This window comes from Hyperthermus butylicus DSM 5456 (assembly GCF_000015145.1).
In the GTDB taxonomy this organism is placed as follows: domain Archaea; phylum Thermoproteota; class Thermoprotei_A; order Sulfolobales; family Pyrodictiaceae; genus Hyperthermus; species Hyperthermus butylicus.
In genome coordinates this window covers 485708-511204 of sequence record NC_008818.1, presented here as the reverse complement: position 1 = coordinate 511204, position 25497 = coordinate 485708, and the positions used below count along the sequence as shown (strand labels likewise).

The following is a 25497-nucleotide window of genomic DNA, read 5'->3' as shown; positions in this document are numbered from 1 at the left end:
GATAGCCATCCCTATACCAGCACCCAGCCAGCCCGAAACACCAGCCCCCCTCTATAAGTCTAAGGCTGCCTCAGCCGCCACGGTAGCCGTCACAGCCCCCGCAAGGCTCGCGAAGGGCAAGTCCTCATCACCAGCAGCCCGGCAGAAACACCACCAATCTCCTAGCTAAGAAGCCACCGCAGACAGGGAGGAGAAGTGGACCGGAGAATGGGGCTGGTGCCGCCGCGGGGATTCGAACCCCGGACCGCCCGGTCTTCAGCCGGGCGCTCTCCCGCTGAGCTACGGCGGCACCATTACAGACAGCTTACGGGAGGGGGCTCTTAAGCATTAACCAACAATCAGACCAGGTATATGCGGCTCAGTTTTTCCGGCTCTCCTCACCCCGCCCAGCAGGGCGGTCAAGGAGACCCTCTTGTCAGCACAGCCAAGTAACCAATAATACACCCGGACCCTAAAACTCAGCGTCTAACACGGTTGCGGCGGTCGTCTAGCCTGGACTAGGACGCCGGCCTTCCAAGCCGGTGATCCCGGGTTCAAATCCCGGCCGCCGCACCAATTCCACACATCCTCTCCTTTCGAATTCTCTTAGCATTCATATTCTTTCATGTGCCACGCGTGGATGCGAAACATAAGTGTGTGCGAATTCCACTAGGATTATCAAGCAAGGCTTCTCTTGTGAAATGGTATTTCCGGCAAGACCTTGGCAAGATAGACCATGAAACGAGGCTATGCATCCTACGTTTCGCGGCCGAGAATCATGAAAACAAGCTGTTATGAACACCCTTGGTGTTAGTTGTTCATCACCTTATGGTGCGACTAGCTGGAAGGTTACCTTGCCCACCTTACCACTTAGGGTGGATTAGTGGGTGAACGGTAGGGGAGCGGGTCAGGTATCCGGCCAAGCTAGTTGGGAAGCCGAGGCTTGAGAGGGAGGTAGCGGCTTTGACCGTGTTGCTACACGCTGCCGCATGCACAGCCTATCGGCTCGTCGATTGTCAGCCCGCGCTCGGCCATGACTATCTTTGTTGCTTCTCTCGACAACTGCAGGGCTTGCTTGTAGGCCTTCTCGACCACGCTGCCTATAACCTTGACCGACTCTTCTGGGTCTATTTCTGGAGCCTCGGGCAGAGGGTTCGTCCATAGGCTCTTGAACATTCCGTCAACCTTATCCTTGGTAACGGTCTCTAGGCCCTCCTTCTCAGCTATTTTTTCAAGCTCCTTCTTGGCTTCGAGAAGCTTCTTGGCAACTATGGGGTGGTGGCGCCACAGGTGCTGGCTACGGAACTCCTCCCACTCTATGCCCATGCTGGCGTAATACTTCTCGTAGCTCCTCCTAATAGCAGACTCCACGAGTCCGGGATCTTCTAGGAGGTCTAGCTGCTCCTCCGAGAACTCATGGAGGGCCTTGTAGGGACACACCATGCATGCTACCCTAGGCAGGCCTTCGTAGTAGTCGGGATGCACCAGGCCCAGCCTACGTACGTTTGCCGCGATGTCTAGCAGCGTCCACACGTATATCGGCCTTATCCTCCCCCCTCCATCGTAGAGTTTCGGCTTCTGCGGCGACATTTGGTAAAGCCTTGCAAATCTCTTCAGAGCCTCGGTCAGCCTATCGCCGTCAGCTGTGACATCCTGGCGGCGCAGCTTCTTGGCATCCTTTATTGGCCTAAGCTTCATGTAGGTGCACCACCTCTTGCCCCTGTATGGCATGCCGTCCTCCAGCAGCCTCTTCTTCATAAGCTCCCGGTTAGCCTCGACAATATCAACCTCGACACCCAGAACCTTGGAGGCACGTTCAACGAAGTCTATGTTGCGTGGAGGCTCAAGGTACGGGACATAGCTGTATATGGCTCTAAGCTCAAAGTCCACCTTTTCCCTAAGGGCGGCCATCACGGCCATGACCGAGGTGCTGTCTTTGCCGCCGCTGTAGTTCACCACGATACTCTTGCCCCTTAGCATGCTGCCATATCTCTCGGCCACCCATTCAACGTAGCGCTCGAAGTCCTTGGCGACGTAGACTAGAGGCCACGGTATGTCCTCGACAAGCCTCGCGTACTCGATTACTGTATTTCCAATTCTTAGAACTCCCTTGTCAATGAATGGCGTTACTTCAATTGCTCTCTCGGTGTCAACCCACATAAAAGAGCGCCCGTTCCCTTGTGAATCGAAGATAACACTAAACTCCACTGAAGAGATCACGTAGCCCTCCACTTTACCATCAGCTGTCAGCACTGGATACCTCTCCATAGCGGACCCCAAGTTTTAGCTTGTGTGTGGCACACCCTATATTGCTGATCTCGGCAAGCACTCAGCGTCCAAGATGCAAACTTTAATTTTGAGCCTAGAACCAAGAGGCACATGCAAGCACAACCTAGCCTCGCTTCCCTTTCTCCACAACAAGTTCCATCATTTCTGCATTAAGAAGCATCTTGTCAGAGAACAGCTGACAGTCTGCTCTGCGAGGCAGGTTTCACGTAACACGTTTCAACAGCAAAACATTAGCTTAAATACTCATGGGTCTTCCAAGCCGCTGATCTCAGGGTTGAATCCGGCCGCTAGCCAGAGCATCGTTTGTCTCTCCTTCCATCCTTCACCACCTTAAACCAGCTTTTAGCTGGTTTTCTGCCTAGTTTGGTCTGTCGCCATCTTTATAACCGGTATTTAACGCCTGATAAAGACAGGGTTGTTGTTTGGCGCTCGAGGCCAGGAATCTGGTGGCGGGTCCCGAAGGGAAAATCGTCCTCCGTGGGGTAAATATCAAGGTTCCTCAGGGTAGTATAATAGCGCTTATGGGCCCTAATGGTAGTGGTAAAACTACGCTAGCCTATACACTGATGGGGCATCCACGCTATCGTGTTGAGAGTGGAGAGGTGCTACTGGACGGTGAGCCCGTCACCAGCCTTCCTCCACATGAGAGGGCTCGGCGTGGCTTAATGCTTGGCTTCCAGAATCCTGTCGAGATACCTGGTGTCAGGCTAATCAGCTTCATCGCAGCTGCGTATAACCGGCGTTTCGGCATCGAGGAGCGACTTATAGGCATGCCACGGCCCGAACTACACAAGCAGGCTCGGGAGCTAGCTGAGAGGCTGGGACTCCGCTCCGAGATGCTGCAGAGAGAGGTTAACGTGGGCTTTAGCGGTGGCGAGCGGAAGAGAGCTGAGATGCTCCAGCTCCTCCTACTCCGCCCCCGCTACGTTATCCTCGACGAGCCGGACAGCGGCCTTGACGTGGACGGTGTCCGCGTCATAGCAGAGGCTATCCGCGAACTCGTAGAGCAGGGGACGGGTGTGCTCGTGATAACACACTATGCGAGGATTCTCCAGTTTGTCGAGCCTAGCCACGTAGTGGTACTCGTCAATGGCCGAGTGGTAGACGAGGGCGGCCCAGAGCTGGCTAGGAGGATTGAACAGGAAGGCTATCGAGCCTACATGGAGGACAAGGCGTAAAAAGGGGTGGCATGTCATGGCTGGTGTGCGTCCCGCACCCATGAGGGAGTTGCTTGAGGCTCGTAGTGTTGAGGAGCTGCTGGGCTTCCAGAAGCCCTACCCGAAGGAGATAGAGATACGGGGCCGTATTGAGAGAAGCCTTGTAGAGGAAATATCACGGGTCAAGAAGGAGCCTGACTGGATGCGTCGTCTCCGGCTTCGCGCCCTAGAGCTATTCTACAAACTACCCATGCCCCGTTGGGTTGTTGGCATCGAGGAGATAGACCTGGAGGAGATAGCGGCCTATGTGAAGCCTAAGGCGGAGAAGGCGGAGAGCTGGGAGGATCTCCCAGGCTGGATAAAGGAGTACTACACGAAGCTGGGGCTCCAAGAAGCGGTGAAGCGGATGCTATCGGGACTCACAGCTGTCTTCGACAGCGAAACCGTGCTCAACTTGACAAAGAAGGAGCTCCAGGAGAAGGGCGTTATACTGCTCCCAATGGAGGAGGCTGTGCAACGCTACCCCGACCTGGTTAAACAATACTTTGGCCGTGTCTTTCCCGCCTCCGACCACAAGTTTGCCGCACTACACCACGCATTGTGGAGCGGCGGCGCTTTCGTCTACGTACCGCCTGGTATCAGGCTCACACAGCCCATCGAGGCCTTCTTCTTCATAGGCAGCGAGCTGGAGGGCCAGTTCGAGCACACACTCCTCATAGCGGGCGAGAACAGCTACATAGAGTTCATAGAAGGCTGTGCCGCCCCGATGCTCAAGAAGTTTAGCTTCCACGACGGCATGGTTGAGATCTATGCTCACCGTGGCGCCCGAGTGCACTTCTACACCGTGCAGAACTGGAGTAGGAATGTCATAAATTTCAACAATAAGCGCGCCATAGCCGAAGAGGGTGCACATGTAGAGTGGTTAGAGGGGAGCATTGGGAGCAAGATAACCTACACATACCCAACAACCATACTCCGCGGCCGTGGAGCCTCAACACGCAACGTCTCAGTAGCCATAGCCAATGGCCCCTACATAAAGGATACAGGGGGCAAGGTGATACATGCCGCTCCCGATACACGAAGCATCATAATCTCGAAGAGCATATCCAGCAATGGCGGCCTCTCCATTTACCGGGGCCTGGTCCGGGTAAACCGCGGCGCTTACCGCAGTGTGAGCCACGTGCAGTGTGATAGCCTGATACTTGATGAGCGTAGCAAAGCCTACACCTACCCCCGAAACGAGGTCAACGAGCCTACTGCTGAGGTTACACACGAAGCTAGCGTAGGCAGGCTAGGTGAAGACCAGCTATTCTACATGGCTAGCCGCGGCCTAAGCGAGGGCGAGGCTAAGGCCATGATAGTGCTCGGCTTCATCCAGAGCGTGCTCCGGACCCTGCCCATGGAACTATTCGGCATACTCTCCAAGGTAATCGAACTCGAGTTTAGCGAGTACGGCGCCCTAGGCTAACACGTAAACATCGGATTGGAGGGAGCATTCATGGCTAGTGTAGGACAGGTGGAGAGAAGCCTAGACGCAGTGAAGCGTCGAGCCCGAGAGCTGCTTGACAAGCTACCCTGGCAACACCTAGCAGACTCACCTACTATCAAGTACTATACCGACTGGATGCTGTTTGAGAAGCAGCTCGCAGCAGTCCGTCGGGGCGAGGATACAGCGTCTGAGCAGAGACGCTTGCCGGAAGGCTATGATGCAGCTGTAGGCTCATGCACTGCAAGCTCCCCAGCCAATGGTCTACGGGTGTATAGGCTAGAAGAGGCGCCCCGGGAGCTAGCCAGGATCTTTGCCTCAATGCTGCAGGTTAATGAGACGCGGCTTACTGCCGCCCACTATGCATTCCTAAAGGAGGCCTATGTGCTCGAGGTACGGGATCCTGGAGTCTACCGTGTAGCAGTCTGTGGGCCTGGCGGCGTCTGGGGTAGTAGCCACCTCGTAGTAGCTGTTGAGCCTGGTATAGAGGCTGCGCTGCAGCTCGACATACTGCCAGCCGGGAGTGGCTCAACCGCGGTAGAGATTGTTGCAGGCGAGGGCTCGAGCCTAGAACTGCTAACCGTGGTTAGGCCTCCGGAGGCTGCAGTACATGCGCTTCTTGTGCGCCGCCTAGTCCTGGAAGGCACACAGCTTCACTCAGCCACCATAGCCTTAGGCTCAGCCATGCATCGTATAGAGGAGAAGATCCTATTAGCAAAAAGCGCTAGTCTAGTACACCGCGGCGCTGGAGTAGCAGCTGGAAGCCAGAAGCTAGACTACATAGCGGACATAATACACCAGGGCCCCCGGAGCAGAAGCAGCGTAAGGCTATACAGCTTCGCACTCGACAAGAGCATTGTTGCAGCACGAGGAGTAGCAAGCATCCGCGAGACAGCACGGGGTAGTAGTGCAAGCTTTGACGCCGAGGTACTAATACTAGGCCAGCACGCCCAGGGCTACACAATGCCTCTCATGGAGATAGATACCGGGGATGTAGAACATGCAAGTCACCATGCAGCCCAGTACCGAATTTCAAGCGAACAACTATTCTACCTACAGAGCCGCGGGCTAAGCGAGACCGAGGCCTTAGAGCTACTACTCGCAGAAAGACTCCGTACGACAGCACAACACCTCGAAAAACTTGCAGAGAAGGCTGAGAAGATAGTTGGAGAAATACTACTCCGCCTATCCTAGCTCTATGACGCCCACATCAAAGACCTCGAAATTACACTTTATATCAAGCCTGGCCTGGAAGCGTAAAACACCCTACCACCAAGAGGAAACCATGCATGAACCTAGGGACATGTCAATACTAAAATCTTTCGCATCGTGAATGTGGATGGCTACAGCCTCTAACTGATGGACCAGCTGAGCCTTGTAGAGGCTACGAGGTGGGCGAGGGATAGCCAAACCTCTAATCCAGGAAATAGTTCACAAGTCTAATCAACTAGCAGCCCTTGTACACACTAGCACATAACGCCACGCAGACATTGGAAAGCTTGTAGCTTGCTCTACGCGTCTACAATTTTGATTGCAGAACTGGAGAAAAATTACCCAGATAGGATGAGATAAAAAGCAAATGATATATCATACCGGAAGCTCTAAACTCTCTATTATATTATTTGCTCTTAAGGCAGGCTAGCATCTTCTGCATAGCCTTTAGTGCTGCTGCGAATTCTGGGCTCCTCATGATGTTCAGCATCTCCATTAGGCCTAGCTTCTTGTTAGTCTTGTCGAACTCCTCCTTAGCTGCTGCTGTGCAGGTGGAGACCTTGTTGCCTAGTTCTACCAGCATCCCGTGTGGTATCTGGCCTAGGATCCAGGCCGCCATCATCATGTTTGCTACCATGCTCATTATGTCCGGTCTAGTCATTGCGTTAAACTGCTCAGCACTGCTGTCGAGGAATGTCTCTATGACGTCTAGGACGCCTGTCTCCTTAAGCTTAGCTGCTATTCTGGCCATTTGGGCTAGGGCTTCCTTGGCTTCGATGAGGCTGTCCACTAGTCTCTCGAGTTCCTCTGGATTGAGCTGAGACAGTTTATCTAGAACCTTTAAAACCGCCTCATTCGTCTGGGCACTCATGACTTGACACCTCCACTTAGTAGCCAAATAGGCTGCTGAACCACATCCTCTCAAAAGCCGCCTTGACTACGCGGAAGGCCCTGGAGCCTCCTAGCATCCTACAGTCGGGATAAGGCGCTCTCTCCATGAGCTTCTTGGAGAAGTCACAGTAGACTGCAGCACCTATATAGCCTAGGTCCATTACACAGATACCGCTCATGTTGTAGTGCTCCCCCATGTAGACGCCCTTTATCTCATCGGCTATCTGGCTCGCCACATGCTCTGCCTGGAAGTGGGCGAAGACACCCGCCATGCTCAACCCTATTGTCGGACTCACTACGTCGCCTATGCCAAACACTTCCTTGTACTTGGGGTTCCTCATGTGCGGCAGCTCTACCTTCATCCAGCCTGTCCGCTGGTCTGCCAGCTCAGACTTTGCCACAGGCTCCGGTGGCGCGTGAGGTGGTATCACGACAGCCATATCATACTCTAGTTCGCCTGTGGAGAGCCTCACCTTCTTGGAGCTACCATCAACCTCCTGGAACTGGGCACCGCCCACAAACTCTATGCCGTATTCGTTGAGCATCTGGCTGAACATAGAGGACATTAGCGGGCCGAAAGGCTCCATGGGTTTGCTCCACATGTGGAAGACCTTGATGTCAGCTTTGACTCCACGCTGCTCCATAAGGTACTTCAGCAGGAACGCAACCTCGAAGGGCGCTGGGGGACAGCGGTAAGGCCATGAGGCAGGCCCTATTACGATCTTCACGCTAGGGGATCTTAGCTCCGACAGTATCGATTTGCAGCGAAGAGCCCCTTCCATGCTCCAGGGTGCACATACCCCAGGTGCTTCTATCTCCTCCTTCAGAGCGGCTCCCAATGCCACTATGAGATAGTCATACTCATAGGACCCCTTCTTGCCCTTCACTGTTCTGTTTGCCGGATCTATCTCGGTCACTTCATCCTGTACGAAGTTTATCTTGTATTTCTCAAGGGTTCTCAAGGGCCTCCTTATGTCATCAGGCTCCCTTATCCCAGTCATGACCCAGAGATAGGATGGCCGAAACTCATGGAACTCACTCTTATCTATTAACGTTATCTCGGCCTCCTCGGGCTTCAGAACCTCCCTCAGTCTCCTGGCAGCAATAACACCACCAGCGCCGCCTCCGAGTATAACTATCTTCTTAGCCATGGCAGCTCACGCATACATTTATTTTGTCATACTCTACTATATCTTTGCCTTTTTGCCTTTAAAAATGTTCCTGGACATTACTGTGATTTTTGCACTTTAAAAGCACCTTGAAGGTATGACGTGGGGAGGATTCCTCCCATATAAACAAGAACGGAAACGGTAAGTTTGTATTATGCGAAGACATGTATTACAACTTTCCTAGCAAAAAGCTGCGTGGAGTGAGCATTAGAGTCCTACAGTCTAGCTCTTCTAGTATGCATCAGTAGTACCGGGAGTATGTTTTGGTGGGGTTTTCGGGTAGTGTGGAGAGGCTAACCCTTCGTTACTGCTAGTGGACGTAGTCTGACTACCATCTTGGCTATGCCTACGCGATGTGCCACTAGGGCTACCCTATCTACGTCCTTGTATGCCTGCGGCATTTCCTCAACTACGGTGGCACGATCACTTGCCCTTATGAGTATACCTTTAGCTTCTAGCTCTCTTACTACTTGGGTGTAGCTCTTCATTCTCTTAGCTGCTGCTCTGCTCAGCCATCTGCCAGCTCCGTGTGGCGCTGTGTACCATGCCCTTGCACCTGTTGGGACGCCTACCAGTACGTAGCTTGCTGTACCCATGCTGCCCGGAATGAGTACTGGCTGGCCTATGGCCTGGTAGTCCTTGGGTATCTGTGGGTGTCCCGGTGGGAAGGCACGAGTGGCGCCTTTACGGTGTACTATTAGCTGCTTCCTCTTGCCGTCTACGTCGTGTTCTTCTAGCTTGGCTATGTTGTGGGCTACGTCGTAGACTATAACCATGTCTAGCTGGTCGGGGTCGCGGTGGAAGACCTTCTTGAAGCTCTCCCTGGCCCAGTAGGTGATTAGCTGCCTGTTTGTCCAGGCAAAGTTGGCCGCTGCAGCCATTGCCTTGAAGTAGTCTTGACCCTCCCTGCTGTTGAATGGTACGCTTGCCAGCTCACGGTCTGGCGGCCTTATACCATACTTTCTCATGGCGCGCTCCATTATCATTAGGTAGTCGCTCGCGACCTGGTGACCCAGGCCTCTGCTGCCTGTGTGGACCATCACCATTACCTGGCCTTCATGAGTTATGCCCATGGCTTCGGCTAGCTTCGGGTCGTAGATCTTGTCTACCACTTGCACCTCTAGGAAGTGGTTGCCGCTGCCGAGCGTACCTAGTTGCTCTGCGCCCCGCCTCTTGGCACGGTCGCTAACCTTGCTGGAGTCTGCAGCTGTCCAGCTACCCCTCTCCTCTATGTGGTCTGGGTCCTCAGCCCAGCCGTAGCCCCTCTGTACGGCCCACTCGACACCCTCATCTAGCACCTTGTTTAGCTCCTGGATGCTCAGCCTGATCTTGCCGCTACTACCAAGGCCGCTTGGTATGTTGCGGAATAGCTCGTCTATTAGCTCGCGTAGCTTAGGCTTGACATCCTTTATGTCTAGGTTAGTCCTTATGAGGCGTACACCACAGTTGATGTCGTAGCCCACGCCGCCAGGGCTTATGACACCGTCCTCGTCAACGGCCATGGCTGCTACGCCGCCTATGGGGAAACCGTAGCCCTGGTGTCCGTCGGGCATCACAATGCTGTACTTCTGTATGCCGCCGAGACATGCCACATTGGCTGCCTGGACCAGTGTTAGGTCACCCTTCATTTTTTCGAGCAGAAACTCGTCTGCAAAGATTATGGATGGGACCTTCATGCAGGGCTTAGCGCCCTTGGGTATTTCCCATTCGAACTCGCTGATTTTACGGAGTGGAATCCTGGCGCTCAAGCCCGGACACCCTCTATGCGGCGTGCCCGATTGTAAGCTTGGAGCATCTAAAGGGTTATAACTTCACACAACCCAAAGGACTCCGAAGCTGTTTCGGGTTTACTAATGTTTCGCCGCAAGCTTCTTAGCAATGTAAAGCCCGCCAGGTATCGTGAAGGCTCGGCCAGCTGCATGTATTGCTATACGTGCCTTCCTGAGATCCCAGCCATACTTCTCGTTGAAGAACTCCGGATCGGCGTATGCTGCAACGACATCCGCCACGATTAGATGGACGTCCTCTGCCACGTCGCTGTAGACGCGGTAGACGCTTGCCTCTATAACGCCTATGGGCCTGGGCTTTGAGAGCCTCGGAACCCCGGTAACGGTATCTCTTGAGATCTCGGCCCCGAGGACTGCTAGCTTATCCACCCTCCTACCGCTGGTGGTGCCGGCAGCGTATATGAAGTCTACATGATCGATCGTTAATACGTTAACCGTGAAAGCCTTTGAGCTAAGTATAAGCTCCATCGTGAATGATGCTTTGTCAAGAGCTGCCACTATCCTTGGCGGATCCTCACTCAACGGCATAACCCAGGAAGCAGCCATGAAGTTTACTCGGCCACCATACTCTGTTACAAGTATGTAGGCGGGACGCGGGTGGAGGATGTAGTACCACTTATCACCTGCCTCAACATAGCCGCCCGGCACACCTGGCAAAGACTAACACCGTGTCACCAGTATACTCGAGATTGGAGGGCTTTAGCCTACCCTCAGCTGAGGCGTGAGCCACCAATTGTCGAGTAATCAACTCCCCGCAAAAAACGCTGATATTGCACACGGGCATAGCATAATATCGCCCTTGTAGGACTTGACAAAGCATGAAGCCCTACCCATTTATCCGACACAATCATCTAGAGGGCCTCGCAGCATCATTCTATCATACAAGACCCTATGATCCCGGGAGACCTGTATGCATAACCACATTTGTTCCCTCGTAGCCGTGGAGCTGTTGCCGACAAGCTGACGTCCAGGGAGTAGGGCTCCTCCCAGGTGTACTCACAGGACAGCCACAAGATTAACTACAGCTCTATCGTTGCTCAGAGCTAGCATTATTACCTAAGTGAAACTTGTGCTTGTTATTGGTGGAAGCTATGGCTGAGGGCCAGGTATACGAGGACATCCTGGCTGAGTTGCGTGAAACCCTTGCCAGGCTGAACTGTCCCGGCTATGCCCACGCACCACATCCTGCCGACGTGATAATAGTTGCTAAGGGCCGTACGCTCGAGGAGGCATTTGAGCAAGCTGCCATCGGCGTCTACGAGGTGATAACTGATACGAGCAAGGTTGAGCCTAAGGAGGAGAGGGTAATAGAGGATACCGGCGTCGATATTTACCAACTGCTCTACCGCTGGATAGAAGACCTACTATACTACACCGATAGCGAAAGCATGGTGTTCTCCAAGTTCAAGGTGGAGAAAATAGAGAAGAGGAGCGAGGACGAATACTACCTTAAGGCTAGAGCTTGGGGCGAAAAAATGAACTCATCAAAGCACCCCAAGAGAACGATAGTCAAGGCGATGACCTACGCAATGATGGAAATAGTTAAGGAGGATGGATGCTGGCGGGTACAGTTCGTTGTAGACATCTAGTCCTCGATGAGAGCTAAGACATTTACCCGGCCAGCAGCTAGCCGAATAGGAGTACTACGGCCGCCCACCGCCGGAGGCCCCCGCAAACAGCCTGGGGGTCTATGAGAGGCGGCCACCCAGCTGCGGCGGGATCCACAACTTTTCCGCCCTACTGCCAACGAAAACAATGAGAATGATATTGAGGAAAACGGCTAGGCGTTTCCGGCTTCCCGGCCCGCTTTTTCTTCCTCCTTCTTGCCCGCTAGGTGCTCGTCTAACCATTCTAGTATTAGCTGTAGCCTCTTGACACGGTGTTTGGGCTTTCCGCTCCTTGAGAGATCGTGGTTTTCGTTGGGAAATATTGCTAGCCTTGTCTCGACGCCGTGCAACTTGAGTGCCGTGTACAGCTGTAGTGCTTGGTCTAGCCAGCAGCGATAGTCTTCGTTCGAGTGTATGATTAGTGTGGGGGTCTTTACCCGGTCAGCGTACTTTAGTGGGCTCTTCTCCCAGCAGTGCTCGAAGTTCCTCCATGGGGTGCAGCATATCTGGTCCTCGACGAAGTACCAGCCTATGTCTGTGGTGCCGTACATGCTTATCCAGTTTGATATGCTTCTCATGGTTACTGCTGCCTTGAAGAGGTCTGTGTGGCCTATAATCCAGTTGGTCATGAAGCCTCCGTAGCTTCCGCCCATTACTGCCGCCTTGTCGCGGGGCAGTCTATACCTCTCTATGACATATTCTACTGCCTCCATGAGGTCCTGGTAGTCTCTCTCGCCGTACCTGCAGCGTATGTCGGCGAACTCCTCGCTGTAGCCATCACTGCCACGTGGGTTTGTGTAGACAACAGTGTAGCCTCTACCTGCTAGCACGTGGAATTCATGCATGAAGCCGTAGCCGAACATTGTTTTGGGACCGCCGTGGATGTATAGTACCCATCCCTTCTCCTCAACGCCCTCTGGGGGCCTTAGTATCCAGCCCTCAACCTCAACACCATCGCTCGCCTTGAAGACGAACTTCTCGGGCTTCGACAGCTTGTATCTTGAGAGCCAGGTGTCGTTGTGCCTGGTAAGCCTCCTCGCATTACCGCCATCACTTACGTAGACTTCCCTTGGCTCTGTAGCGGTCATCCTGGTATAGGCTATCCTTGCGCCGTCGGGGGTTGCGGAGAACTCATCCACAACGCCTTCGCCGGGGTCAATCACTATTGTTGGCTCGGAGCCGGGTTCTACACTATACAGCGGCGCTCTTCCATGATCGCTTGCCACGAATAGTATGCCCTTGCGTGTCCACTGCAGCTTCTTTAGGCAGCTGGAAAATCTCACGTCGCTGTTAGCAGTATTCACAGCGTTCCGGTCAAGACTGCAAGTAAGGCACTCGGGTTCGCTGCCCCGGTCCTCGGTATCGAAGACAAGTATCTTGTTGTGAGTTGCGAACCCCCTCTCCCTGCGGTGGCCTAGGTAGGCTATGTAGCGGGAGTCTGGGCTCCAGACGATCTCGCCGAACCCGCTGAGCTTTTCGGCTACGAGCTCAGCGCGATCCTCATCAAGGTAGTATACGTAGAGGTCTCGTAGGTACGGCTTCTCCATAACCCTGGACACTGTAACGGCTATTTTGCGGCCGTCGGGACTCCAGGCAATGTCTGCTACCTGCATCCACTTCACGTCGTCGAGTTTTATCTCCTCCATGTAGCCTGAGTAGACGTCAACAATGAAGGGCTTAACTTGTGTCTTGTAGATGAAACCTTTACCGTTAAACCATACAGGCAGTGTCTCGACAACCTTTACGTCTTCGTCGGGTAGGCCGACAGGTATCGCCGCAGCGAGGCGTAAGGAGTCTGGACTCCATGAGACTGAGACGAGGCCATGCACTCTTGCTATGAGCCTGCTAGCTCCAGGCCTGTCTATGCTCGCAAATCTTAGCTCGAGACCTGGCTGGCCACGCTGCTTCCTATCCCTCTCGACCCTCCGGATAAAGACGTAGTGCCTGCCGTTGGGAGCCGGGATGGGACAGGAGTCGCTTGGGCCTTGCTGTAGGGGCTCTTCAAACCCGGTGGCAACATCTAGGAGGCTTATGCTAGACTCATAGGTATCAGCGTCAATGTTTATCCTTGCAACCGTGTAGAGAATCTTACCACCATCAGGGGTTATGGCGGGGTTTGAAACTAGGACTATGTTGCGCAGTGTTTCCGGGGTTAAGACGCGGGCCGTCAAGGCCTGCTCGTCCGCTTTCCAGGTTTATGTACGGGAGGGTTAAAGATTGTAGAGATAGCTATGTGTGGGTACCGTGCTGGGCTCTCGCTAGGGGTTGCTACGTGGCAGGAAGGGAAGAGACGTCAGCAAGGCTTGAGGCTGTTGCTAGGCGTCAGAGACACCTTCCGCTGAGGGTTAACCCGCTGCTCCGCTACACGTCCCTACCCTTCATCGTTGCCGGGCTATCCCACGTGCTTGCAGGCATCTTTGGCTTGTTTGAGGGCGACCACAACTACTCCCTACAGCTCCTCGCTTGGGGATCCATATTCATAGCTGTGGGCTATGCATGGATAAACTTCATGGAGCCCTCCAGGAGTATAACACGGGAGGAGGCAATAGTCCTCGTTGCCTACTCGTGGGTTACAACACCGATTATATCCGCCCTACCGGTCTACGTGTCGCTAGGTATACCATTTATTGATGCGTGGTTTGAGTCTGTGAGCGGGTTCACCGCGACGGGCCTAACGATATTTACTGGCCAGGTTAACCCTGACTACGGCGTCTACATACCCTCCATAGAAGAACTCCCCGCAAGCATACTATGGTGGAGAGCGGTAACAGAATGGTTTGGCGGATTCGGCATAGTAGTCATGTTCTTCACAATGGTCCGGCTCGGCGGCCTACCAGCACACCTAGTAGGTTTTGCCGAGGGACGTTTTGAGAGGCTTGAGCCGAGCATTGCGAGAAGCCTACGCGCCCTAATGGAACTCTACCTCATGCTCACCATTATGGGTGCTATAGGACTCTACCTCGCAGGTATGACGCCCTCTGACGCTGTATACCACTCAATGACCGGTATTGCAACTGGCGGCTTTAGCACTCATACCACTAGCATTGGCTTCTATGACTCTCTGCTCATAGAGTCCGTAACGGTAGTAATAATGCTCACAGGAGCCATGAACTTTGCCGACTTGTATGCGATACTGAAGGGTATTCCCAGGAGGTTTAGCGGGGAGATACAGTCGCTCCTAGCAGTTGCATTTCTAGCAAGCACGGCTGCTGCCGTAATGCTCTATACTGCTGGCTGGAGTCCAAAGGGGTTTTTACGCGACGCTATATTTCACGTAGTATCCGCGCTTACGGGCACAGGTTTCGGTATAGACGACTTGTCATCTGCTCCGCCGGACTTCAAAGCACTGCTCATACCGATTATGCTGATAGGTGGCTCCATCTTCTCAACTAGCAGCGGCCTCAAACAGTACCGTCTTATGGTCATAGTCAAGTCTATACTTTGGAGCGTGAGCGAGGTAATTTACGGTGGTAGGAGGGTCATAGCGAGGAGCGTGGGTGGCAGGCCGGTAACGATTAGCGAGCTACAGAACGTGATATCTGTAGCAGCACTTCTAACGCTAACCGAGTTTGCTGGCGCGCTGGCTCTGTCCGCGCTACTTCCAACAAGGAGTTTCGTGGATGCTGCATTTGAGACTGCTAGCGCGCTCGCAAACGTAGGGCTCAGCGTCGGAATAACGAGCGCAGCTGCCTCTATCCCGGTAAAACTAGTACTCATAGTTATAATGACTCTGGGGAGGCTAGAGGTGGCTGGCTTTCTCTTCGCCCTAGCCTCGCTAGCAAAAATGCTAAGGCGTTAACTGCCCCCGGAAACTACCGTTGCTGGAGACGGCTCCGATACCTGTACGGTATTTGCATCATTCGCCAAGGCGAGTATGGGGTCCTCAGCTCCTGCTAGGAGTGCTTCTAGGAGCTTCTTGGCATGGCTGCGGGCCGTGTAGAGCTTATAGCTCCCCTTGGTGAACACTGGTTCAACTATGCCTAGAGCTTCTAGACACTGAAAGGCTGCTAGAACGAGGTATCTAGGGAGCTTTGTCTCGACAACCACGTCGCCAGGAGATACGACATCGCGTGAAACTATCACCTTGAGAATTGATATGAGTCTACTGCGTGCATCCACGGCTAAACCCCGTCGTATATGTTGGCGGCTGGATACGCATTAGACAGAGCGGAGGCAGTAACACCGAGTCTGTTAGCGATATAGCACCTCCTCAATACTCCTTGCTTCGACTCTCGCAACACCACTTATGGGCTTCAATGTCACCACAGTATCTGCTAGACATGTTCCAGGACCATCCCGGCCTAGGCTTATCACAGCACTACCACCATTATAGGATACGCATATCCGCTTGGAGCCAGCTGATGACGCAACTATGACCGGTGCCACTCGATCACGTGCAGTATAGACTAGTGCTGCTACCAGGCTAGCACCGCCACCAAGCCGCTCAGCTATTATCGCAGCTATACGCTCCAAGCTAGCACCATCACCTACAAGCCTAGCAATAAGCCCCATCAGTATACCGGCCGGTATTCTCCTCGACGGCTCTGGAGGATTAGCTGTTAGTAGAGCTTCGCGCGAGAGCTTGTAGAGGCTACATACATGCACAAGGCCCGGCAACCCATTCTTGAAGTATATACTGACTATCCCCGAGGCCCAACAAGACGATGCTACAAACGCGCCAAGACTTGTAGAAGCCAAAACAGTAACATGCTCTGGCCGCAAAAGGGTAGACGAGCTAACCGTAAACCACCACTCTCTACCACGCTGAGCATACACAATGTAGTCTACAGGCTTGCTATAAAATTCCCGTGCAATATCGAGGAGGGGATCTAGCCAGCCCCTAGAGACTATAGCTGCCACAAACCCCTGCAAAACACTATCCCATACCCCGGTGTTTAAGCGAACTACACAATAAAGCCTGGCTAGTGCTTAAACCCAGGTATGGGATAATAATCGGTTTGGGTGATGAGTGCCGAGTTGGCCGAGGCCCTATAGGATCGTGAGGAGTAAACGGGGCCTCGGCTGAATATCATCTCCTCTCCTTCTTCTCTAACAATGCATAGAAGAATCCTATTGTATCGTGACGATGTGGCCAAGCCCTCATAGTGCCATGGAGAAGTGGCGAAGGATCATATGGCCCATTGAGCGGTACTAGTTTGAACTCAGAGTGTCTCTTGAGGAACCACTTTATGTTATCCTCGTTCTCCTCGGGTAGAAGACTGCATGTTGTATAGAGTAGTCTTCCGCCGGGCTTTACTAGCTTCGCTGCTGCTTCCAACATCTCCCTTTGCAGCTTAACTATCTCTTCGAGACCCTCCTCCCTAACTCTCCATCTAAGCTCGGGATTCTTCGCTATAGTACCAGTGCTTGTACATGGGGCATCAAGAAGTACCCGGTCGGCTATCTCTTCTCCTAGAATTCTTGGCGCCTCCCTTGCATCTTTCTCAAAGATGCGTACTATGGTTATTCCCATTCTGCGCAGGATCATCCTCATACGTTTTATTCTGACCCGGTCAATGTCGAATGCATATATTCTACCATGGTTCTTCATTAGCTCAGCTATATGGCTCGTCTTGCCACCCGGTGCTGCAGCTAAATCCACCACGGTCATGCCAGGCTTTGGATCAAGTATAATCGATGCTGCGGCACTAGCCTCCTCTTGTATAACAAACTTGCCTTCACGATAGAGTCGGCTCCGGTCAAAGTCGTATGGACCCTCAAACTTTACTATAACCGGCACCCTCGTGCTGACGATTGGGTTTTTACCTTCTCTCTTTAATTCCTCTACGACCTCCTCAACAGTGGTCTTCAGCGTGTTTACGCGGATGCTTATCAGCGGCCTCTTGTTGAGCGCTTCGAATAATTTCTCGGACTCCTCCTCGCCTAGGAGGCTGCGCATCCTCCGGATGAGCCAGGCTGGTAGTAGGTATTTCCATTCAAGTGCCTCTTCGACAGTTTTAGGCTTTGGGCGATATTCGAGGAGTTTGTCGAATGTCTGCCAGTAGAACATTCCTACGTAAGGATGTGTCTTGGCTGAGATAAAGTCTGCCACAATCCAGCGTAGCCTGTGCAACGTGTTCTTGTCGGGCCGGTGGAATAACACTATGTCTACTGCTAAACGGAGAGCTGCACGCAGCCAAGGATCAAGTATGAGTACCGTAGGCACGTTGGCTAGTTCTGCTGCGACACGGTCAAGCAGACCCATACGTTTCATCGTATCATAGAATATTGATGTTAGAAGCCTATCTAAGCCCGTTCCAAGCACACCATGCTTGTGAAATACTACTCTTTTGGCGTGCTGACTAGGTTTAAACTCCTCTGCGAGCTTAACAGCTTCAACAAGTATTCTGAGCCCCTTAGCTGGCACTGAGAGCTTAGGCTTATTGCTGCGCTCAGCTTCTATGTGTTCCCACACCATCTTTGCGAGTTCCTCTGCGCTGGCAGCCATTTCCCTTAGCCCCCTAACGTATAGGTTAGATGGCTAGTAGATGCACCCCCTATTATGTGGGTATCTGCTGGCTACAACGAGTTGTAGAAGCTGACAATGGTGGAGCGATGGGGCGGGAGACTCCGGGCCCATCGAGCCCCGTGACGCGGGGCCCTCAAGCTGGCCCGGAGCAGGCTCCCCGGGTGCCATGTTTCTAGCATTCACAACTTGCGGTTTATTTATCCTGCCTTATCGCTGGCGTAGTGACAGCAATGCCTCACGTATCTCACCAACACTTCTACCAGCTACTTTTGCAAGCACCTCCGCTGCGATTGAGGCGGCTGCCTCTAAATCACCACGTTTCAAGACGTCTCTATGCCTCATCAACTCGTCCTCAACTTCAAAGTAGACTGGTATACGTTTCTTGGCTTCAGCTACAAGACTCTTAAGGACCTTCTTAACCCTCCACATAACCTCAAAGAGTGTTCTCAGCTCGGTATCAGACTCTAAACATTCAATTATCTTGTCGCGTGCATGCCGAGCCGCAACTCCTGTCAAACCCTCACTCGTTACAGCTATCTTTAGACCACCATTATAGACCTCGCCTATGTAAGGCACAACAATCATTGTCCTATCAGCGTTTGTAGCATCATTCACTAGCTTCCTGTGCCTCCTAGCTAGCCGCCAGGCAATCTCATTTACCACTGGGTTATCAGTTGCAATTACAACTATGTCTGCCCACTTAACATGTTCCTCAACTTGCTTCTCATCAGATGCGTCAAGCTTTATAAGGCTAAGCTTTGGATTTCTCGCTGCTTCTGCTACAAGTTCATCGCGAAATTCAAGACTTAGAACGCGAACCTCTGCGCCAGCCTTTAAAAACCATGCTGCCCTTCTCGAGCCGACGCCACCACCGCCGACAACTAGCACTCTAAGACCGTTCATCTCTATCCAGAGTGGTACACGCACCAATGCCTAACCCCTAGGCGTCTACCCGAGGCTAGCACCACTTTCTCCATGCTTTATACCTAGAGCCAGTTTTGGCCCACATCAAAAACCCAGCATTGATATCATGTGGATCACGTTGGGTCTGCACAACGTAACATCGGGGCGTGAATTGTTGAGGTTGGACTTTGTTAAACCCGGGCTTTCACACGAATGGCCTGGATATTAGCGGGGCTGAATGCATGGTGTCCAGGCTTGCACGCTACATATTTCTTGTTAAGAATCTCAGGGGAGTGTTTGCCGTCTCACAGTCAGACGATGCTGAACACTATGTACAGTGGCTTGCCAGGAGGTTCCGCTACAGGGATGTAGGTGTTTCGAGATATCTTGCTAGCAGGTTAGAAGGCATTATCGACAAGTGGCTTGAGGGTAACCCGTTTCACTTGCTGGATTACCCAAGTAAGGCTGCTGAGGAAGCCGCTGCAAGGGTTCGTGACGTGCTTGTAGGGGCTGGCCTCAGCGTCGAAGTAGCCGATTCCATACTATTGTCGCTCTATTATGCCTCACCCATACTGGCTTCGAGAACGGTTTATGAAGAGACCAAGAGCGTAGGCATAGTTGTTGAGACTGTTTATGGCCCCAAGCTTTCTCAGAAGGATGCAAAGCTACATATGAGAATAGCTGGATATAGTGTACTTGACTTCCTCGTACCTATAACATCCAAGGCTGCGGACTACATAGGCTCTACACATGATATAGAGAGATTGTCTGCTGAGAGACTCGAAGCTATACGAGCTGATACTAAGAGGTATTGGAGGATAAGTGGTAAGGGTAGCGAGCCGGTCATAGCATACATAGACTACCTTAAACTGCTGGATGAAGCCGGGATTCTCTCCGAACTTACTAGTAGCGAGGGGCTCGTATTACTGGCTATACCAGTGTTATTCGTACTAGACTCCGTGGAGGGGCTAGGAGCTGGCTAGGTTCAATACGGAATTCCCCAAGCACATGCTCGGGAAGGCTGCAGCAAGCATCGTAGGCTCTAACGCTGTCGAGGTAGCTACGTAACACCTCCTGGTGTGGATTAGCTATACGGTCAACGAGGCCCTCCTCGATAGCAGCTCTATCCAACACCCTCTTCACATCATAGGGCCTCATGCAGCCGAGGCTTAGCTCTCTAGGCCACCAGCTTCTAGCAAGCCTTAGCAACTCTACAAGCCGCGCAGGGTCCGGCTTTGGATCGCCAGGAGGTGGTATGTAAACTAGTAGGGTTACCATCCTAGCACCCAGTTCGTCCGCAACACGGAGTTCCTCCCGGAGAAGCTGTGAGCTCCCCCAGGGATGCCATAGGAATATATGAGGTACAACATCAAAACCTATCTCTAGTAGTGTTTCAAGTATTTTTGCCGTGTCGCGAGGCTTTATGGGGAGCCTCCTAACACCCTTAACAATCTCCCTGCTGAGACTGAACTCGTAGTCAAGCGTGTCTACAGCACCTACAAGCTGTTCTAGGAGATCTAGTCTTCTCTCAAAGCCCGGGTGAAGGTTAAAGACCATGCCGAGTCTGCGTTTCGCCACCCAAATCTGCTCGACAACATTCTCGGTTATAGGTAGCAGGCCTTCCCTCGTTAGCCCACCGCTAAGGAGTACTCCCCTAACACCCTTCTGGCGGAGCTGCTCTAACAGCCTGTAGAGCCCATTGGAGCCGGGTAGCGGTTTAAGCATGTGCCTCAAGTACTTGCCTCTACAGTGGTGGCAGTTGAGGGCACAGTGGGGCCCGGTGAGGCTTACCTCTGAGAACCTTGCTATGAGCCTGAAGACTGCGATACCCACCCTTCGATACACCTCTCCAGCCCTCTAGCTCTGCCTAGCAGTTGGTGCTTCAGTGCCTCCCTATCCCTTACAGCTAGCGCTGGGCTTGGATAGTTGTAGATCGGGCCGCGGGGACTCTCGTTGTAGAATGGTCTATTGCAGCCTGGACAACCGCTCGTCAATACAGCTTTTACAAGGTTTACTGGGGGGCACTCGCGGAGCACGAGGCTGCCATTCCTCTCCTCGATGTAGTCCCAGGGATCTAGGCCTTCTTCAAGGATTTCACGGGCTAGCTGGAGCAGCCGGTAGTCCTCGATTCTTACGCTGCTTGTCTTCCAGCTTGTTACAGCCGTGTAGTTGAATAGCGCTACACGAGCACCCATGGCGTAGAGCTTCTCCATGAGCCTTATAATCTCTGTAGGCTTTTCGCCGAGCCCAACTATCAAGTGTACATATACGTGACCGCGACCGTAGACAGCTATACCTCTCTCAATAAAGTCCATGTAGCTTGTCCATGTGAATGGTTTGCCAGCACGCCTAAATACCGTTGGAGTAACAGCATCAAGGCCTACGCCGAGATAGTCCACACCTAGACTCTTCCAGTACAATAGGAGCCTTGTAGATACAGGTGTTGAGGCTATAGAGGCAGGGGTCTCTTGGTCTATGGTTCGTATGGCCTCGAGAATTCTTGCAGCTTCGCAACCAAACCATGGCTTTACAACGGTCTGAATACAGATTCTCGTAAATGGCCTACCTGCCTTCCGCCATGCTGCCAGTAGCTCAGTGAGCCTAACTACTGGCCATTTTACTCTTGAAAGCATATCCTTACTTGCTGGCGAGCGTAGAGACTGTGTACAGAACTTGCACCCGGCGAGGCAGCCGTAGGGACTATACTGGAGTAAGTAGGCGGTTGTAGGTTTTGCAGCTACTCGTATCCCTGCAAGACCTAGAGCTGCAAGGGTGCCTATAGAGGCTCGGACTAGTATCTCCTCCACCGTAGCGCATCGCCCCGCTTGCAAGCAATTGTCACTATCACTGTTTTATCCGGGTTATTCTCGAGTATAGGCTCTAGCTTTTCACATGCAACAATCTCCAATACTGTCGGGGGGTGACCGCTAAGCAGTGGCCTGATCACGGCACAGTCCACATAGCCATGGCGAGTCATTATCTTCGCCTTCCACACATAGACTGCGCCAAGCCTAACACCATCCCATACCGTCCCTGGTATGACCTGGGGCTCACACATTGATGCTAATTCGCGCCAATCCAAGTTAGCATCAAAGTTCAACGTGCCGGGGAATGGTGTGCAGCCAAGTAGTTCGCGAAATCTGCCAGAGTAGTAGGGATGCGCCACATAGCGACCTCCAACACCAAAGCCCTTAACCCTCTTTCCGAGCAGCTGTAACTGTTGCACAGCTCCGTTCTCCAATACCTCTACCCCCGGTTTGAAAGTATAGCATCTATGAGCGCTTTAACACTCCTACCACTCTCTCCTGGGAGAACAATATCTGCATTCTTCTTGAGTTTCTCATCAGCATTCCCGACAGCTGCTAGGATCACACCGGCATCCTTCATCTCAAGATCGATTACCGAGTCTCCAACAGCTACAACACAGTCTGGCTCAAGACCCCTAAGCTTTAGGGCTAGTTTTAGCCCACGACCTTTACTGGCATCCACTGGACGTAGGTGTATAGCGTAACCGCTAAACCCCACCTTTACGTTTATACCGCGAGAGCTGAGTACCCTCTTCACAGCTTCAAGAGCCTCGCCAGGCTCAAGAAGTTTTGGTATGAAGGCGTAGTCGTGTAGCCTGCAGGGGTTTTGCCAGCTCGGCTTTAGCACTCCTGCTAGCTCCTCCTCTATAAGTCTAGCAGCACGCCGAGCAGTATCCCGGCAAACCCGGTATATCGTACCATTATCGTACACTATACAGCCATTTTCAGCAACGTGGGGACCACTTGCACCAATATATCTTGCTACACCTGCAACAACGTATACAGAGTTGCCAGTAACAAGCATGACCGGTATACCTGCTGCTTCAGCCCTGCGGACAGCTTCAACAGCTTCTAGGCTTATGTTGAATTCGCCAAGCCTTTTCTTCTCAGTGAGAGTTCCATCAATGTCTAGGGCTAACCCGCAAACCCTAGCTGGCAGCTCTATGCGCACCGCTTCCGCCAATGCAGGAAAACCCTTGCTGGGCAAAGGAGTGGCAGAGTCTATAGTCTTTGCCTCCTCCAGACTAGCAGTATAGCTGTCGGCATTACTGCCGAGACAGCTATTGCCGCATAGAACACTGGGTATACCTCATTGCCACGGTGTAGATCCTGGCTAACATCTACTAAGGGAGACTCATCACCTGCTAGCTTGCTGTCCTGCACCCCACCAGAATTGGCCTCGGAGCCTCTAGGGTTAGCGCTGACCTCTACCTGGAACAGTTTCGCTATCTTAGCCATTTCTCTGGCAATTATGTCACCACCGTAAATTAGGTCGTAACGATGTACCGGCCTTACCTGTACAATATATGCGCCTGCCGGTAGTTCCTCCAGCGCTATAGCCATGCTTGTAGCACCGCCAGGCAGTACCGATACAACTGTACCGTTAGCCTCTACTATGAGTGGTTCATCACCGATCGTCTCTAATATGTCTAGCCCGCGTATTTGGAGGGTATCGTTCTCCAGGTAGCTGCCCGCCGCTATGAAGTAATATACACCTATACCATCATTGTAGAGTGTTACAAGCCTGACCAGACCTGGACTGTCTCGTTTAATGTTAACCATGACTACGCAGTAGCCATCCCCACTAGTTGTAGTAACATTTAGTTCCTGCATGTCTATGAATACGTAGCCTTCTACCCGGTAAAGCGCAAGCGCCGATACCGAGGCTGGACAGCTGCCCTCAAGTCTTAGCTCGACTGTCTCGTTAGCTGCTGGGTTGAACGCCCATATATCACCCTCAGAGTACTTGGCTATTGGCATCGCTACGAAGCCCACACCAACCTCCACAGCCCCCGTGGGAGGCTGGAGCTGTGGAGCCTCCCAACCGGTGCTGGTAGTGTTACTGGCCTGGTACCAGGGATTCGGCGCTGCTGGATCACCAAGGTACACTGCCTCCCTCGACACGAGATGGCCTATCTCCTCCTCGCCTTCAACCATGAATGCTACGTAGTGGCTACCTGGCGTTAGTAGGTAGGAGTTCACAGCACGACGCCACGCCTCGCCGAGTGTTGGCGCATTAGGTAAATGCTGCATGAAGAGTAGGAGTGGCGCATCAGCGCCCGAGAGCTCTACTCTTACTAGGCCCTTGTCGCCCTTGATACCGGTTATAGCTTCAATAGCTATTCTAGAGTAGCCTATGAATGCTACTGCCGCACCACGAGAGACAAGTTTTACACCTATGCTTGGCGGAATGAATGGAGGTTGTGTCAGGTCGTAGTCCCAGTAACCGACTCTGCAAGCTGGTGTGAGGTATACTGCTGGCTTGCCACCAAGGATTTCTGCCTGGGAGAGCTTTAGCTCGAAGTCGTAGTTCCAGAGGCCGCCAGGCACGTAGTCGAGCATAGCACTACCAGTACCATGGGCTACGAGGTAGTAGAGACCGTAAAGCCCTATGTAGCTGGTGAAGCTTTGGCCGAGGTAGTTGCCAAAACTGATTCCAAGGATGTTTCTGGCAGTGTTCTCAAGCTGGGAGAGTATGGTGTATGCTTGCTCGGCTGCCGATTCCCCGATCATGAGCGAGGTGGCGAAGGGGGCGCCGCCGGCTAGCAACATGTTGTTCTGCCAGCTACCGCCCTCTACCCACCGCTTCAAACTGTTAACGTACATGGAGAGGCTTAGAGCATCGGTAAACGGTATCCTGCCAACAGCTAGTTCGAGATAGTTATCGTAGTCTGGGTCTGAGTAGTAGTAGTCTGAAGGTATGGCTGCCTCCCGTGGGCTAACAAGCTCTGAGAGAATAGGACTACAAACATAGACTGGTGGCACCTCAGCAGCACCGCCAATAATAAGTACGTAGTTTACACCAGCATCAACAGCTTCTCTAAGGAACGAGATTATCTTTGCAGCAAGGCTCTCATTGTATTCTGGTGCCGTCTCTCCAGGCCTACACACGTCACTTGGCAGCTCAGCCTCGGGATAGTTCTCATAAATATAGCTCGTCGTTACTATGCGTACATTGAGTCCCATCTCCCGATGCAGCTTAGCTATGTCCTCTGCATACATCTCAACGAGAGTATCATCAGGCACAATTATAATCATTCCAGGCCCATCGTCCTCATCGGTTTTGATCCCGGAGCCCAGGCATGACAATTCAACACTAACCTTTGAGCCTGGCTTACCGGGTACAACTGCTAGAACCTCAACACCGTCGTAAGCCGGCTCGACAGCTATGGTAGATTGCACTTGTGCTGGTAAGGCTACAGCTATGTTGTTCAAGGCTTGCCATAGGGCTGGATCCGGCGCAAACGCAAAGAGAACAGGCTTGGCTGCCAAGGCCGGCTTAGCAGCACCCTCAACCCCCGATACTCTACAAGCCTTATAGGATAACTCTGCGTAGACTGCTGCATAGCCGTTAGGGCCTACAACTCCCTCGAGAACTATCCGTGCAGTGTTATTTCCTGGCGTGGCGTGAGCAGCTATGGGCTGTACAACTGCCGCTACAATTGCTAGGAGTAACCCCACGAACATGAATATTCTCACGCCTATACAGCCTCCAAACCACTCTCCAACCACATGTCCAGC

21 protein-coding genes and 2 tRNA genes are annotated in these 25497 nt (G+C 52.6%); 7 read left to right on the top strand and 16 right to left on the bottom strand.

What is annotated here, in order from left to right; translation table 11 throughout:
* Positions 1-214: 214 nt before the first annotated feature.
* A tRNA-Phe gene (locus HBUT_RS02735) sits at positions 215-289 on the bottom strand.
* A 187-nt stretch (positions 290-476) separates the two neighbouring features.
* On the opposite strand from HBUT_RS02735, the gene HBUT_RS02730 reads away from it, so the two are divergent.
* Positions 477-555, top strand: a tRNA-Gly gene (locus tag HBUT_RS02730).
* Positions 556-954: 399 nt separating this feature from the next.
* Here the strand turns inward: HBUT_RS02730 and HBUT_RS02725 are convergent.
* A complete protein-coding gene (locus tag HBUT_RS02725) occupies positions 955-2247 on the bottom strand; it encodes a phosphoadenosine phosphosulfate reductase family protein (protein WP_011821704.1) in 1293 nt (430 codons plus the stop codon).
* Positions 2248-2690: 443 nt separating this feature from the next.
* Here HBUT_RS02725 and sufC point away from each other — a divergent pair, with 443 nt between their 5' ends.
* The 3 genes from sufC to HBUT_RS02710 are packed head-to-tail and all read left to right on the top strand — an operon-like array spanning position 2691 to position 6105.
* Positions 2691-3446: a Fe-S cluster assembly ATPase SufC gene (gene sufC / locus HBUT_RS02720; protein WP_011821703.1), complete on the top strand. Its 756-nt coding sequence runs from the start codon at positions 2691-2693 to the stop codon at positions 3444-3446.
* A 16-nt stretch (positions 3447-3462) separates the two neighbouring features.
* Entirely contained in the window at positions 3463-4893 is a 1431-nt protein-coding gene (sufB, locus tag HBUT_RS02715; protein ID WP_011821702.1) for a Fe-S cluster assembly protein SufB, read from the top strand.
* Between the two features lie 30 nt (positions 4894-4923).
* A complete protein-coding gene (locus HBUT_RS02710; RefSeq protein ID WP_011821701.1) occupies positions 4924-6105 on the top strand; it encodes a SufB/SufD family protein in 1182 nt (393 codons plus the stop codon).
* A gap of 424 nt (positions 6106-6529) precedes the next feature.
* On the opposite strand, the gene HBUT_RS02705 is transcribed toward HBUT_RS02710, so the two are convergent.
* The 4 genes from HBUT_RS02705 to HBUT_RS02690 form a co-directional block, all read right to left on the bottom strand.
* Entirely contained in the window at positions 6530-6994 is a 465-nt protein-coding gene (locus HBUT_RS02705; protein ID WP_011821700.1) for a helical membrane plugin domain-containing protein, read from the bottom strand.
* A 16-nt stretch (positions 6995-7010) separates the two neighbouring features.
* Positions 7011-8165 (bottom strand): NAD(P)/FAD-dependent oxidoreductase, encoded by a 1155-nt coding sequence (locus tag HBUT_RS02700; protein WP_011821699.1) that lies wholly within the window; start codon positions 8163-8165, stop codon positions 7011-7013.
* Positions 8166-8476: 311 nt separating this feature from the next.
* A complete protein-coding gene (locus HBUT_RS02695) occupies positions 8477-9931 on the bottom strand; it encodes an RtcB family protein (RefSeq protein ID WP_011821698.1) in 1455 nt (484 codons plus the stop codon).
* 102 nt (positions 9932-10033) lie between these two features.
* Positions 10034-10618 (bottom strand): flavin reductase family protein, encoded by a 585-nt coding sequence (locus HBUT_RS02690; protein ID WP_110138797.1) that lies wholly within the window; start codon positions 10616-10618, stop codon positions 10034-10036.
* Between the two features lie 443 nt (positions 10619-11061).
* Here HBUT_RS02690 and HBUT_RS02685 point away from each other — a divergent pair, with 443 nt between their 5' ends.
* The gene (locus HBUT_RS02685) at positions 11062-11559 is read left to right on the top strand and encodes an archease (protein ID WP_011821696.1); all 498 of its coding nucleotides are present in this window, start codon (positions 11062-11064) and stop codon (positions 11557-11559) included.
* 191 nt (positions 11560-11750) lie between these two features.
* On the opposite strand, the gene HBUT_RS02680 is transcribed toward HBUT_RS02685, so the two are convergent.
* Positions 11751-13748, bottom strand: a complete 1998-nt coding sequence (locus HBUT_RS02680; protein WP_011821695.1) for a S9 family peptidase — start codon at positions 13746-13748, stop codon at positions 11751-11753.
* Positions 13749-13849: 101 nt separating this feature from the next.
* On the opposite strand from HBUT_RS02680, the gene HBUT_RS02675 reads away from it, so the two are divergent.
* Positions 13850-15376 (top strand): TrkH family potassium uptake protein, encoded by a 1527-nt coding sequence (locus HBUT_RS02675; protein WP_011821694.1) that lies wholly within the window; start codon positions 13850-13852, stop codon positions 15374-15376.
* Here the strand turns inward: HBUT_RS02675 and HBUT_RS02670 are convergent.
* The 4 genes from HBUT_RS02670 to HBUT_RS02655 form a co-directional block, all read right to left on the bottom strand.
* Positions 15373-15696 carry a hypothetical protein gene (locus HBUT_RS02670; RefSeq protein WP_011821693.1) on the bottom strand — a complete coding sequence of 108 codons (324 nt, stop codon included), beginning with the start codon at positions 15694-15696 and terminating at the stop codon, positions 15373-15375. The genes HBUT_RS02675 and HBUT_RS02670 overlap by 4 nt on opposite strands.
* Positions 15697-15768: 72 nt before the next feature.
* Complete coding sequence (locus HBUT_RS02665) at positions 15769-16449, bottom strand: hypothetical protein (protein ID WP_011821692.1); 681 nt, start codon at positions 16447-16449, stop codon at positions 15769-15771.
* Positions 16450-16606: 157 nt separating this feature from the next.
* Positions 16607-18025 (bottom strand): RsmB/NOP family class I SAM-dependent RNA methyltransferase, encoded by a 1419-nt coding sequence (locus tag HBUT_RS02660; protein WP_011821691.1) that lies wholly within the window; start codon positions 18023-18025, stop codon positions 16607-16609.
* Positions 18026-18253: 228 nt separating this feature from the next.
* Complete coding sequence (locus HBUT_RS02655; RefSeq protein ID WP_048061709.1) at positions 18254-18973, bottom strand: precorrin-2 dehydrogenase/sirohydrochlorin ferrochelatase family protein; 720 nt, start codon at positions 18971-18973, stop codon at positions 18254-18256.
* A 218-nt stretch (positions 18974-19191) separates the two neighbouring features.
* Here HBUT_RS02655 and HBUT_RS02650 point away from each other — a divergent pair, with 218 nt between their 5' ends.
* Positions 19192-19932 carry a hypothetical protein gene (locus HBUT_RS02650; protein WP_011821689.1) on the top strand — a complete coding sequence of 247 codons (741 nt, stop codon included), beginning with the start codon at positions 19192-19194 and terminating at the stop codon, positions 19930-19932.
* On the opposite strand, the gene HBUT_RS02645 is transcribed toward HBUT_RS02650, so the two are convergent.
* From HBUT_RS02645 to HBUT_RS02625, 5 genes are read right to left on the bottom strand one after another with little or no spacing between them, the layout of a single operon-like run.
* Positions 19880-20782: a LipS1 family lipoyl synthase gene (locus tag HBUT_RS02645; RefSeq protein WP_011821688.1), complete on the bottom strand. Its 903-nt coding sequence runs from the start codon at positions 20780-20782 to the stop codon at positions 19880-19882. The genes HBUT_RS02650 and HBUT_RS02645 overlap by 53 nt on opposite strands.
* Complete coding sequence (locus tag HBUT_RS02640) at positions 20755-21756, bottom strand: LipS2 family lipoyl synthase (protein WP_011821687.1); 1002 nt, start codon at positions 21754-21756, stop codon at positions 20755-20757. Before HBUT_RS02640 ends, HBUT_RS02645 begins: the two co-directional genes overlap by 28 nt.
* The gene (locus HBUT_RS02635; RefSeq protein WP_011821686.1) at positions 21741-22190 is read right to left on the bottom strand and encodes a DUF120 domain-containing protein; all 450 of its coding nucleotides are present in this window, start codon (positions 22188-22190) and stop codon (positions 21741-21743) included. The genes HBUT_RS02640 and HBUT_RS02635 overlap by 16 nt, the downstream gene beginning before the upstream one ends.
* 5 nt (positions 22191-22195) lie before the next feature.
* On the bottom strand, positions 22196-22939 hold the full coding sequence (locus HBUT_RS02630) for a phosphoglycolate phosphatase (protein WP_011821685.1): 744 nt from the start codon (positions 22937-22939) through the stop codon (positions 22196-22198).
* Positions 22940-22977: 38 nt separating this feature from the next.
* On the bottom strand, positions 22978-25488 hold the full coding sequence (locus HBUT_RS02625; protein ID WP_011821684.1) for a C25 family cysteine peptidase: 2511 nt from the start codon (positions 25486-25488) through the stop codon (positions 22978-22980).
* Between the last annotated feature and the right edge of the window lie 9 nt (positions 25489-25497).